This window comes from Micromonospora siamensis (genome assembly GCF_900090305.1).
GTDB lineage: Bacteria > Actinomycetota > Actinomycetes > Mycobacteriales > Micromonosporaceae > Micromonospora > Micromonospora siamensis.
The window spans coordinates 3,066,815-3,078,447 of record NZ_LT607751.1 but is presented as its reverse complement, the minus strand read 5'-3'; the positions used below and the strand labels follow the sequence as shown (position 1 = coordinate 3,078,447).

Sequence of the window (11,633 nt, the reverse complement as noted above, 5' to 3'; positions counted from 1 at the left end):
ACTCAGATCCCCCGGCCACGCTTGTGCAGGGTGCGCAGCACCGCGTCCGCGCCCACCACCTTGCCGGCCACCGCCAGCGCCAGGTACGCCCGCGGCTCCCGCGGATTGCTGCGGATCGTCCGCCCCGCCCAGGACAGCGCACCCTTACGGTCGCCGGACGCGGCCCGGGCGAAGGCGATCTGGCCGGTGACCCGGGCCTGCCCCGCCGGCTGGCCGGCGAACTCGGGGTAGCGCTCCAGCAACCACTGCAACGCCTCGGAGATGGTGTCCCACCGCTGCGCGAAGTACGACCGCTTGTGCCAGCGCACCAGCACGTACGGGGTGCGCAGGTTGACCAGCGGCGCGCTGCGGGCGGCCCGGAGCAGGAACTCGTAGTCCTCGGCGTAGCTGCCCGGGATCTCCTCGTCGACCAGCCCGAAGCCGTCCCGCAACGCCGACGCGCGGATCAGGAAGGTCGACGGGTGCAGCTCGGTCATCCGGTCGCGCAGCAACGCGTCCAGGGTGACCCGGTCGCGGTCCAGCACCCGGTCGACGGTGTTCCCGTCGTAGCGGACCCGGATCCCGCAGCTGACGAACTCCGCCTCCGGCGCGGCGGCCAGGGCGGCCACCTGGGCGGCCAGCTTCCCCGGCAGCCACTCGTCGTCGTCGTCGCAGAACGCCACCAGCTCACCGGTCGCGGCCAGCACACCCGAGTTGCGGGCCCCGGCCAGCCCCGCCGTACGGCCGTTGGTGATCACCTGTACGGTGCGGCCGGGCCGGGACAGCTCCGTCAACGACCGGTCCGGCTCGGACTGGTCGTACACCACCACGACCTCGACCTCGCCGGGGTGCTCCTGGGCGAGGATCGCAGCGACCGCGGCCCGGAGCAGCTCCGGGCGGTCCCGGGTCGGGACCACCACACTCACGCTGGGGTGGTTCATCGGTTCCGTCCTCCGTCCCGGCCGGCGCCCGGCCGGCGTCGCCACCACGGCCGGCGCCGCGCCGACGCGGCCACCAGCCCCTCCACGATCTCGCCGACCCGGCCCACCGCCGCGCGGCGCGCGGCCACCTCGGCCGGGTCGGCCGTCACCGCGAACCGCTCCCGGTCCGCCAGGCCGGCGCGCAGCGCCCCGAACAACGCCTCCCGCGTCTCGCAGAGCGCCACCTTGCCCACCGCGCCGAGCCGGCGGGCGAACAGCTGCTGGTGGTCGTCGACGTGCTCGCCGCGGCCCGGGTCCCGGGGCACCACGATGGGCAGGTGGCCGTGCCGACGGGCCTCCAGGATCGTGGCCGGCCCGCCGTGGCAGACCACCAGGTCCGCCCCGGCCATCCCGGCCTGCAACGCGTCGTGGTCGAGGAACGGCACCGCGCCCGGCACGGCCGGCGCGCGGGTGTGCCCGTGCTGGACGGTCAACGCCACCGCGTCGCCGACCTCCCGGTGCCACTCCTCCAGCCAACCCACCAGCCGGTCGAACGGATGCTTGTCGGTCCCCACCGCCACCAGCACGCTGGTGCGGGCCGGGGCCCGGTGGTCCCGCTGCGCCGGCAGCCAGGACGTGGTGGCGGAAGCCGCGCCCGGCGCGGTCGGTTCGACGTTCACAGCAGGTTCCCCACGACGGTGGCCTCCGGGTACTGGCGGCGCTGCTCCTCCCACTGCACGAGCATCGCCGACAGGAACGGGCGGCACAGGCGGGCGGTGAGCGTGGCGGTGTCGATCCGGTCGTACACCTCGATGTAGACGGTGGGGATGCCGCGCAGCCGGGCCAGCACCACGAACGGCACCGCGACCCCGGCCCCGGTGGTGATCACCGCAGCCACGTCGCCGCGGCGCAGCTCGCGCCGCGCCAGCAGGGCGTTGCGCAGCAGGTTGCGCACGTTGCGGGTGGTCGGGTGGTGCGCCGGGACCACCTCCTCACCGGCCAGCAACGACACCGCGTCCGGGGTGTCGAAGGTGACCCAACGGCGGCGCCGCCCCTCGTACCAGGGCTTCAGGGCGAGCAGTTGGGCCAGGTGCCCGCCGCTGGACCCGACCAGCAGCACCACGGGAGGATCCGGTCGATCCTCGACAGCTCTGTTCACGCGACTCCCCACCTGCTCTTGTCCGTCACCCGTACTCCAGCCGGAGGTCAGGCCTCGTCCCGACCGCGCAGCACGTCCAGCAGCGCCGGGTGCAGGGCGGCGTTCCACCCGGCGCCGGCGTCGGCCAGCCGCCAGGTGCGCAGCCACATCTCCAGCAGGTAGCCGTCGGCGACCAGCCGGCGCTGCGCCGGCCCGAGCCCCAACTCGTCCCCGTGCCGCTCCAGGTGCGCGTCGACCGCCCGGGCCGCCTCGGCCGCGGGAGCGCCGGCCAGCACCAGGGACCGCTGGAAGGCGTCGTGGGCCAGGTCGAAGCCGACCGGCACGTCCGGCCCGCTGTGCTCCCAGTCCCACGCCACCAGCCGCCCGGCGTGCACGCCGAGATTCCACGGCACCCAGTCGCCGTGCCAGTGGCCGAACTCGACGGTGGTCGTGCCGTGCCGCCGGGTCAGCGCCTCGACGGCCGCCAGCGCCCGCTGCCCCACCGGGTCGGCGTCGGCCGCCCGCGCCGCCTCGGCGGCCAGCCGGGCCAGGAACGGCGAACCGGCCAGCGGCAGCGGCGGCGCCGGCGGGCCGCCCCGCCGCGCCACCGCCAGCAGCGCGGCCAGCCGCGGCGGGTCGTCGGCGCCGACACCGCGTACGTCGCCGGGCAGCGGCTCCACCACGGCCACCGCCTGCCCGGCCCAGGTCAGCTCGCCCAGCAGCCGGGGCACCACCGGATGGTCGCCGACCCCGCTCACCGGCGGCAACTGCCGCAGCACCGCCGACTCGGCGGTGACCAGGGCGCGGGTCGCCAGGTTCCAGCCCACCTTGGCGTACCCGCGGGGGGTGCCGTCGCGGCCGAAGAGCTGCAACGTGGGCTTGTGGTTCGGGTCCGGTGGGCGTACCCCGCACGCGGCCAGCCAGCCCGACTGCCCGGCGGTCGCGGCCAGCCGCTCGGCGAGCAGCAGCTCCGCCGGGTCGGCACCGGCCGGCACCGACACGGTCAGCCGCGGGAAGGGCGCCAGGTCCACCGCGCCGGCCCGGGCCAGCCCGCCCAGCACCGCCCGCGCCGCGCGGACCTTCGGTGGCCGCAGGGCGTTGTACGCCAGCAGGGACGCCGCCGTGGCCCGGGGCGCGCCGAGCGGCAGCAGGAACCGCGCCCGCTCCACCGAGGGCACCACCGCGTACCGGGAGTGCGTCCGGTGCCCGGCCGGCGGCTGGTCGCCCAGCGTCACCCCCACCCGGTCGTCGGGGAACAGGGCCCGGGCCACCCAGCCCAGCCCGTCGGTGCGGGTACGGGGATCCGCCGGTGTCTGCACCGTCCGCGCGTTCACGCCACCCCGTCCGGCCAGTCGAGATCCAGGTCGAGCCGTTGCCGCAGCGCGGCGTTGTACGGCCGGTAGTACTCGGTCAGCTCGGCGCGCAGCGCCGGGTCCAGCGGCGCCGACCGACGGTCGTTGTAGACCTTGAAGTCGCCCAGCTCGTGCGGGGGCAGGCCGAGGAAGTCCAGCGTCCGGCGGTAGGTGCCACGGGCGTCCCGGTAGAGCTGCTCGCTGGGCAGGAAGAGGATCTGCGAGCGGTCGAACCGCCCCAGCCACGGCTCCAGGTGCTCCAGGTAGCGCCCGCGGGCCCGGTAGGTGTACCAGTCGTACGCCTCGCTGAAGTGGTTCGGCTCGGCGATCAGGCGTTCCCGCTCCCCCGCCGTACGCTCCGGCTCGGCGGCCAGCGCCTCGGCGAAGCCCAGCGGCTCGACGCCGTTGGTGCGCCGCTCCTTCCAGTGCGAGTACGCCCGCTCCACCGGATCGCGCAGCAGCACGATGAGTCGCACCCCGGGCATCAGCGCGGCGACCCGCTGCGCGGCGAGGGGGTGGAACATGTACAGCGGCGCGGCCTCTCCCGCCCGCGCCGGCCCGCCGTGCCGGTTCTCCAGGGCCGCCCGCTGCCGGGTGGTCGGGAAGTGCGACCGGTACCACGCCTCGCCGCGGTGCCAGTTCTCCTCGAAGTAGTGCGTGGCCTTGGTGTTCCAGGCCGGGAAGAGCCGCGGCACCAACGGGTGCTGGATGAGGTAGTTCCACAGCGAGGTCGTGCCGCCGCGTTTCGTGCCGATGATCAGGAAGTCCGGCAGCGGACGACGGTCGCTGGTGCGTACGCCGTAGTCGACCAGGCTGCCCTTGATGCGATCGGAGACCTGCGTGGGCACGAGCTGCTTGATCCGGTTGCGGACGGACGACACGGAACGATCACCTACCCCTCTTCAGTTGACGTCGGGGCGGCCCCGGCGGCCGGCGTCGGCCGGGTGTCCCGTCCCCGGATCTGGTCCATGATTTCCCGAAGCCCCCGCCGGACCCGGGCAACGGTCAACATCCCGACGCAACCGACGGCCAGCACGGCCACCGCCACCAGCAGTCCGGGGATCCCCCGCCCGCCGGCCAGCACGCCGAGCAGCGCGGCTGCGCCCACCCCGGCCACCGTGAGGGCCGCGGCCCGCGCCATCGCCCGGTCCACCAGGGGCTGCCCGAAGACGGCCCGGGCACAGCCCACCGCGGTGAGGTTCTCGGTGGCGATGCCGCAGGCCCAGGCGACCGCGGCACCGGTCACGCCGTGGCCGGGGATGAGCAGCAGCCCGAGCGTCACGTTGACGGCCAACCCGGCCACCGTGGCGGCCAGGTGCAGGCCGCTGCGGCCGCCCATCAGCAGCAGGCTCTGCACGTTGCCGACGCCGGTGTTGACCAGCATGGCCAGGGCGAGCACGGTCATCGCCGTCGAGCCCGCGGTGAACTCCGGTCCGAACAGTTGCAGGAAGGCCAGCCCGAAGACCGCGAGCAGCAGGTAGACCGGCCAGGACAGCACCAGCCCCCAGGTGGTCAGGTGCCGGTGCACCGCGGCGGCGGCACCCGGCTGCCCGCGGCCGAGCAGCCGGGACAGCTGCGGGGAGACGGCCACCCGAAGTCCCTGCATGGCCAGCTGCCCGGCGAGGATGTAGCGGCCCACCGCGCCGAACACACCCGCGTCGGCCTGCCCGGCCAGGGCCGCGGTCATCAGCACCCCGACCCACATGCTCGCCGCGTCGATCGCCGCCGAGGCGGCCCGCGGCAGCGCGAAGCCCCAGAACGTCCGCCAGTCCCGCGCGTCCGGTCGCAGCCGGGCCCCCCGGGCCACCCCGAGCGGCCCGGCGACCAGGGCCAGGCAGGCGATCAGGGCCACCGCGGCCGGCACCAGCCAACCCGTCATGCCGGCCAGCAGCCCGCCGCCGACCAGCGCCGCGGCGCCCACCAGCACCGGACGCGCCACCGGCAGCAGGAAGAACTGCACCGCGACGTACGCCCGGATCGGTCGTACGCAGCGCACGGCCGCCAGCAGCACGGTCGTGGCGACCACCACCGGCACCGCCGCGAAGGTCAACGCCAGCAGCGGCGGTCCGGCCTCCCCGGAACCGGTCAGCAGCCGCGGCGCCAGCCGGTCCGACGCGGCGATCCCGACGGCCGCGACCAGCGTCGCCACCACCAGCGGGGGCAGCAGGGCCACCGGCAGCACCCGCGCCGCGTCACCGTCGGGGCCGGTACGCCGGCGCGGCAGCGACCACATGGTGCCGGTCTCCGCGCCCAGCGAGGAGACCCCCGCGGCAACCGTGACCACGCCGATCGCGGCGAAGAAGGCGCCCGAGCCGACCGTGCCGTAGCTGCGGGTGATCACCACCGCCAGGACGAAGCCGAACAGTCCACTGGTGGCGGCGCCGATCAGCCCGGCCACCCCGCTGCGGGCGCTGCGCCGGGTCTCCGCCGCCTCGTCGGCCGACCCGCCCGAGGCGGGAGGAGCCGTGGTCGTGGTCATGCCGGTACCACCGCCGTCCTGGGTACGCCGTCCGGCGTGGTGCCGCCCGGCCCGGGCCTCGCCCGCTCCCGTTCGGTCAGGGCCAGCGCGAAACAGATCATGAAGAAGGCCACCGCGAGGTTCGGGTTGGCCATGCCGTAGAAGGGGATCTGCACCAGGCAGATCACCGGGATCACCGCCAGCCACTGCCCCGCGGGCGACGACGCCCGGCCGGTACGCACGGCGGCCAGCACGAACCAGCCGAGGAAGCAGGCCAGCGCGATCACCCCGTGGCTGAACAGCACCATCCACAGCTGGCCCTGGGTGCCGACCGGCGCCTGCGCGGTGACCGTGTCCGCGCTGACCGGGCCGCCGTAGCCGAGCAGCGGCGACTCCTGCACCCGGCGCAGCACCTCGGCGTAGAGGGAGAACCGGTCGGTGTTGGTGTCGCTGTTGTCGACCCGGTTGCTGATCAGATCGGTGACCGGGATGAACAGGGTGGCCGTGGCGGCGACCGCGACCAGGCCGACGATCGACGCGGCGATCCGGATGTTGCCCCGCAGGCTCGCGCGTACGCCCAGCACGGCCAGGCCCGCGCCGAGGCTGAGGAACATCGCCCGGTTCAGCGTGAGGAACGCCGGGACCAGGGAGAACGGCAGCGACGCCAGCAGCGCCCAGCGCAGCAGGCCGCGACGGCGCAGCATGGTGAAGGCCACCACGCAGGGCAACGTCATCGCGTACGAGCTGCCGTAGGCGTTGGTGTAGCTGAACGGCGCGGCCGGACGGTAGATCGGGTTGAGCGAGCGGCGGCTGAACTCGCTGGTGTGCAGGTGCACCATGTCCCTGACGAACGGGTTGCTCGCCAGGCCGCCGGGGAGTGCCGCCTCGACCGGCGTGGTCATCTCGAACCGGGGTGCGAGCACCCCGAACCAGCCGAGCAGCACCAGGCCGAACCAGAACGCGCAGATCGGCACCAGCAGCGCCGCCGTGGGACCGCGTTCCCGGGCCGCGGCGTAGACGTAGCAGCCGACCACCAGCGCGGTGAGGTAGAAGCCCAACCGCAGCCCGAACGGGACCAGCGAGGACGGCTGGGCCAACTGGGTGGCACTGACCAGCACGATCGCCAGGAAGAACAGCCAGACCCCGGTGCCCGGCGGCAACGGCACCCGGCCGCGCACCAGCAGCAGGGCCAGCAGCACCGCGCCCAGCAGCGGCCAGCCGAGGTAGAACAGGCCGAGTCCCCACCAGACGGGGATCAGGCCGAACATCGCGCCCAGTGGCCAGAGCGGCAGCAGGGGCGCCGCGCCCACGACCGGAGCGGGCTGGATCGGAGCCGCCGGCGTGCCGTCAGCCACGGCCGCTGCGGTTGAGCACGAAGCCCAGCGGAGTCACCCCGGCCGCCCGCAGTCGCTCCACCAGCCGGCGCAGGTCGCTCTGCCGGGTGCGGTCCCGCTCGACGACCACCACCGCGGTGCCCTGCCGGGCGGCGGAGACGCCCCGCTCGTCGGCCTCGGCCGGCGGGGCGTTGAACAGCACCAGCTTCTGGTCGGCGCCCTGCCGCCAGGTGCCGAAGCCGACGCGGCCGGTGCCGACGACGAGACTGTCCGGGTCGACCGCCCGGCCGTTGCGGCTACCGCCGCCCGCGGCGGGCGTGCCGTTGCTGGAGCCGGTCGCGGTGCCGGTCTTGACGGCGCCGACCTTGGCGGTGCCCGCCTTGGCGGTGGCGATCCGGGGCAGCATCAGCGTCGCCTCGGGATCGGTGGACGCCGGGGCGGGACTCGGGTGCGGGGACGGCCGCCGGGCGGAACCGGCGATCGGGATCACCGCGGTGGCGTCGTCCTCCGCCGACGGACGGGACGCGGGGACCGACGAGCGGCCCGGGATCGGCACCGGCAGCCGGCCACGGTCGGTCTGCACGATGCCCCGCAACCGGTCCAGCCGACCGCTGTCGTCGGCGATGAACACCTCCCGGCCCCCGGCGGCGAGCGCCACCGCGAGACCGGCGGTGAGCACGGTGGTGTCCTCCCGGGCGGCGAGCAGGGCCACCCGGGCCGGCTTGCCCACCCGCTCGGCCACGGCCATCGCCACGTACCGCACGTCGGCGTCGACCGGCTGGGCGCGACCCCGGAAGCGACGGCGGCGTACCGTGCCGAGCAGCGGCAGGCCGGTGGCGTCGCGGGCGTCGGCCACCGAACGGACCCGCCGGTCCATCGCCTCCCAGGCGTACGCGAGCACGACACCGAGCAGCACGCCACCGAGCAGGCCGGCGACCAGCAGCAGGGCGCCCTTGCCGTCGCTGGTGACCAGGGCCGGCTCGGCCCGCTGGGTGATCCAGCCCGGGTTGACGTCCACCGCCGCGATCTCGGTACGGGACGAGTTCAGCTGGGTGAGCTGGTTGTTGATGCCGGCCAGCTCGGCCACCGCGGCGTCGGCCGCGGCGCTGCCCTTGGCGCCGTTCACCCGCTTCTGGAGGCTGGCCTGCTGCTTGGCCACCTTGGCGATGCTGTCGTCGTAGGAGCGGAGCATGTCGGCGCGCTGCTTCTCGTACATCTGCCGCCGGACGTCGAGGTAGGTCTGGGCGGCCAGGTTGACCGCGTCGACCGCCGCGTCGGCGCCGTCGCCCTGGTAGGTGAAGCGCAGGATCTGGCCACCGGTGGGGACCTCGACCTGCAGCAACTCCCGGACCACGACCGGGTCCTCCCCGGTGGCCCGGGACAGCGCACCGACGACGTCGGTGCCGGTGGCGATGCCGCTCTCGACGTTCATGTTGACCGACCGGTCGGCGCCCGCCCCGCTGGGGCTGAACGCGTCGGTGACCACGGGCCGGACGGCGACCACCGCGTTGGCGGTCACCGACGCGCCGGCGAGCAGCACGTAGCCGAGCGCGCCGAGGAGCCCCACCAGCGCCGTCACGCCGATCAGGCGGAGCCGGTGCAGCGGCACGCGGAGCAGGTCCCCGAGGGTGACGGTGCGGGAGTCGGAGCCGGCGGCCCAGCCGTCGGCGGGCCAGGGGGCCGGGGTTCGGTCAGTCATGGAACTTCTTCACCGTCTGCTGGGGGTTGCCGATCACCACGACGCGGGGTGGGACCTCGGACCGGACGACCGTGCCGGCACCGACCACGCTGTCCCGACCGATCCGGGCGCCCTTCATCACCAGGGCGTGCGCCCCGATCCAGACATTGTCCTCGATCACGATCGGGGCGCGGGTGGCCGGCGTGGGCCGGTCGTGCCGCTGTTCCGGGGGAAGGTTGTGGAAGTCGTTGTCGAAGATCTCGCAGTCCGACAACAGGCACCGGTCACCGACCGTCACCGAGGTCCAGCTGCCGATCCAGGTGGCGTTGACCAGGCAGTCCGCGCCCACCCGGATCTCACCGGCACCGGAGAACCGGACCAGTTTGTTCAGCCGGGTGCGGTCGCCGATGCTGACCCGTACGCCCCGGCGCAACCGGATCCGGCCGCGGATCTCGACGTCGCGGCCCAACGTCAGCCGCGGATAGCGCAGCCGGTACCAGGCGCGCTTGACGGCGAAGACCGTACGCACCGCCCGCCCCCGGGCCCCACCGGTGCCGTTCACGGTCCCTCCCCCAAGCTCTCGTGGGTCGGTGACGGGAACTCCGCCACCGACCCAACGCGAACAATCTACCGGTCCTGCGTCACGCGTCGTTCACCTCACTGCGCCGTGAAGAAGAGCGCCGGGTTGGACCAGGTCAGCTCGGCCGTCGGTTCGGCGACGACGGTGGCCGTCGTGCCGTCCACCACCGGAGCGGCGGTCGGGTCGAACGCCACCGAGCGCAGCTTGCCGTCGGTCGAGCCGTACACGATCTTGCCGGCGACCCAGGCCATGCCCCGGACCGACGACCAGGCGACACCACTGGTGGGCGCGGTGAACTCGGTCGCGCCCAGGTAGTTGCCGTCGACCTCGAAGTACCGGTAGTAGAGCCCGGTGGCGCCGGAGCGGGTGTAGTAGAGCCGGCCGTTGAGGTAGAACGTGCCGGTCAGCGCGGCGGCGTTGTACCAGTCGTTGTAACCGGACGCCTCCCACGGAGCACCGACAGTGGTGCCGTTGAACAGCGAGATGTCGATCCGGCTGCCGGTGGGGGTGCCGGCCACCGTGTGCGCCCAGTAGATCCGGTCGCCGAGCCCCCAGGTCGCGCCGGCGCCGGCGTAGTTGGGCTGGCTCTGCACCGTCGGCGCGGCCACGGCGGTGCCGTCGAACGGCGCCTTGCTCAGCTCACCGTCGGCGGTCTCCAGGTAGAGGTTGCCGGCCTGCGCGGTGGTCGGGTTCTTCGGGGTCACGGTGCGGCCGCCGGAGAGCGGGAACATGCCCAGCCGGCCGTGGTACTCGTTGCCCATCGCGTCGGAGTTCTGGCCGAAGTAGATGCCGTCGGTGCCGCGCCACAGCACCGGCACCGCGGAGCCCCACGAGGTGGTGCCGGTCGGCAGCGACGAGGCGCTGCGCCGGGGGTTCCAGTTCACCGGCAGGCCGGTGGCCGGGGTGACCGCGGCGATGCCGAGCCGGTCGATCGCGCCGGGGCCGGCCTTGTCGCTGGCGTTAGGGTTGTTCAGCCAACGGAAGTGCCCACCGAGGTAGATCACCCCGTCGGCCACCTCCACCGAGGTGATCGTGTCGTTGCCGGTGAAGTCGACCCAGGTGGCCAACTGGCTGTCGCCGCGAGCCCCGGTCTCGAAGCGGACCAGCGCGTCGCAGTACGCCGTCGGCCAGCCGGAGCCGCCGTTGCTGCCGACGATGAAGTAACTGCCGTCGGGGCCGAACTTCACGTCCTGCACGTAGTGGATGAACGTGGCGGGCGCGGCGCACGGCGGGACGTACTTCTGGGTGCTCCAGTCGAGCACCGTCGGGGTGCCCTCCAGGCCGACCAGCGCGATCTGGTTGCGGGGCAGGTCGTTGAGGTACATGAAGTTGCCGCCGACGACCATGGTGTCGCCGTTCGGGGTGACGTCGATGGACCACACGTACGGCGAGGTGGTGTTCCGCCCGACGCTCATGTTCACGTTGAAGGTGGGGTCGATGGCGCCGGTGGCGGCGTCGACCCGGGCCAACCCGGCGTGCGCGGTGCCGTTGAGCCAGTTGAAGGCGCCGGCGACGTAGAGCCAGTCGCCGTTGAGCTCCAGGTCGCGGACCGTGCCGCCGTCGGAACGGCCGACCCAACTGTCCACGGTCGCGCCGCTGGTGGGGTTGAGCGCGACCAGGTTCTTGCGGGAGACCCCGTTGACGGTCTTGAAGGCGCCGCCCACGATGACCGTGCCGTTCGGGCCGGCGACCAGGGTGTTGACCGCGCCGTCGAGCACCGGCCGGAAGGTCGAGGAGATCTCCCCGGTGGTGCGGTCGTACGCGAAGAGGTAGTTCTGGGTGACCCAGGCGGAGCTGGCGGTCTGGCGGAGCTGGGTGAAGCTGCCGCCGACGATGACCAGGTCGCCGACCTGCGCGAAGGCGCGGGTCTCACCGTCCCTGGCGTGCGGGGTGAGGTCGGACGGGTTCGCCGAGACCAGGGTCGCCGACGCGGGCGCCGGTAGCACCTGTGCGGACGCCGGGGTGGCGGCGACCAGCACGCCGGCGCCGGCCACCAGGGCGGCGACGGCCGTGGTCAGCACGCGGGATCTTCCGGCGGATCGCCGCGGGAACGGGGGGACGGGCACGCTGCGCCTCCAAGGGGATTGGACCTGCGTAGCCTGCCTTGTGAGGGGTTCCGGATGACATCCGCCGATTGGTCGGTGACGGAGTCGGCAGGACGACGCACAGCGACCGTATCGGGTCGGGCCCGGTG

General features: G+C 74.1%; 10 protein-coding genes. All 10 read right to left on the bottom strand.

What is annotated here, in order from left to right:
- Nucleotides 1–2: 2 nt before the first annotated feature.
- The 10 genes from GA0074704_RS14135 to GA0074704_RS14090 all read right to left on the bottom strand — a co-directional run bounded on the left by GA0074704_RS14135 (nucleotide 3) and on the right by GA0074704_RS14090 (nucleotide 11,457).
- Nucleotides 3–920, bottom strand: coding sequence for a glycosyltransferase family 2 protein (locus GA0074704_RS14135; RefSeq protein ID WP_088973677.1), 918 nt, complete (start codon nucleotides 918–920; stop codon nucleotides 3–5).
- On the bottom strand, nucleotides 917–1,579 hold the full coding sequence (locus tag GA0074704_RS14130; protein WP_377471374.1) for a glycosyltransferase: 663 nt from the start codon (nucleotides 1,577–1,579) through the stop codon (nucleotides 917–919). The genes GA0074704_RS14135 and GA0074704_RS14130 overlap by 4 nt, the downstream gene beginning before the upstream one ends.
- Complete coding sequence (locus GA0074704_RS14125; RefSeq protein ID WP_088970942.1) at nucleotides 1,576–2,058, bottom strand: glycosyltransferase family 28 protein; 483 nt, start codon at nucleotides 2,056–2,058, stop codon at nucleotides 1,576–1,578. The genes GA0074704_RS14130 and GA0074704_RS14125 overlap by 4 nt, the downstream gene beginning before the upstream one ends.
- Nucleotides 2,059–2,105: 47 nt before the next feature.
- A complete protein-coding gene (locus tag GA0074704_RS14120; protein WP_231926853.1) occupies nucleotides 2,106–3,371 on the bottom strand; it encodes a hypothetical protein in 1,266 nt (421 codons plus the stop codon).
- Nucleotides 3,368–4,270: a sulfotransferase domain-containing protein gene (locus tag GA0074704_RS14115; protein ID WP_088970941.1), complete on the bottom strand. Its 903-nt coding sequence runs from the start codon at nucleotides 4,268–4,270 to the stop codon at nucleotides 3,368–3,370. Before GA0074704_RS14115 ends, GA0074704_RS14120 begins: the two co-directional genes overlap by 4 nt.
- Before the next feature lie 11 nt (nucleotides 4,271–4,281).
- Complete coding sequence (locus tag GA0074704_RS14110) at nucleotides 4,282–5,868, bottom strand: lipopolysaccharide biosynthesis protein (protein ID WP_088970940.1); 1,587 nt, start codon at nucleotides 5,866–5,868, stop codon at nucleotides 4,282–4,284.
- Nucleotides 5,865–7,115: an O-antigen ligase family protein gene (locus GA0074704_RS14105; RefSeq protein ID WP_231926919.1), complete on the bottom strand. Its 1,251-nt coding sequence runs from the start codon at nucleotides 7,113–7,115 to the stop codon at nucleotides 5,865–5,867. The genes GA0074704_RS14110 and GA0074704_RS14105 overlap by 4 nt, the downstream gene beginning before the upstream one ends.
- A 79-nt stretch (nucleotides 7,116–7,194) precedes the next feature.
- Nucleotides 7,195–8,880 carry a lipopolysaccharide biosynthesis protein gene (locus tag GA0074704_RS14100; protein ID WP_088970939.1) on the bottom strand — a complete coding sequence of 562 codons (1,686 nt, stop codon included), beginning with the start codon at nucleotides 8,878–8,880 and terminating at the stop codon, nucleotides 7,195–7,197.
- Nucleotides 8,873–9,421, bottom strand: a complete 549-nt coding sequence (locus tag GA0074704_RS14095; RefSeq protein WP_088970938.1) for an acyltransferase — start codon at nucleotides 9,419–9,421, stop codon at nucleotides 8,873–8,875. The genes GA0074704_RS14100 and GA0074704_RS14095 overlap by 8 nt, the downstream gene beginning before the upstream one ends.
- Nucleotides 9,422–9,516: 95 nt before the next feature.
- Nucleotides 9,517–11,457 (bottom strand): hypothetical protein, encoded by a 1,941-nt coding sequence (locus tag GA0074704_RS14090; protein WP_231926918.1) that lies wholly within the window; start codon nucleotides 11,455–11,457, stop codon nucleotides 9,517–9,519.
- Between the last annotated feature and the right edge of the window lie 176 nt (nucleotides 11,458–11,633).

Excerpts from the sequence above, each read along its gene's own strand:
- GA0074704_RS14135 (WP_088973677.1), bottom strand. The coding sequence starts at position 920 with ATGAACCACCCCAGCGTGAGTGTGGTGGTCCCGACCCGGGACCGCCCG.
- GA0074704_RS14110 (WP_088970940.1), bottom strand. The coding sequence starts at position 5,868 with ATGACCACGACCACGGCTCCTCCCGCCTCGGGCGGGTCGGCCGACGAG.
- GA0074704_RS14105 (WP_231926919.1), bottom strand. The coding sequence starts at position 7,115 with ATGTTCGGCCTGATCCCCGTCTGGTGGGGACTCGGCCTGTTCTACCTC.
- GA0074704_RS14100 (WP_088970939.1), bottom strand. The coding sequence starts at position 8,880 with ATGACTGACCGAACCCCGGCCCCCTGGCCCGCCGACGGCTGGGCCGCC.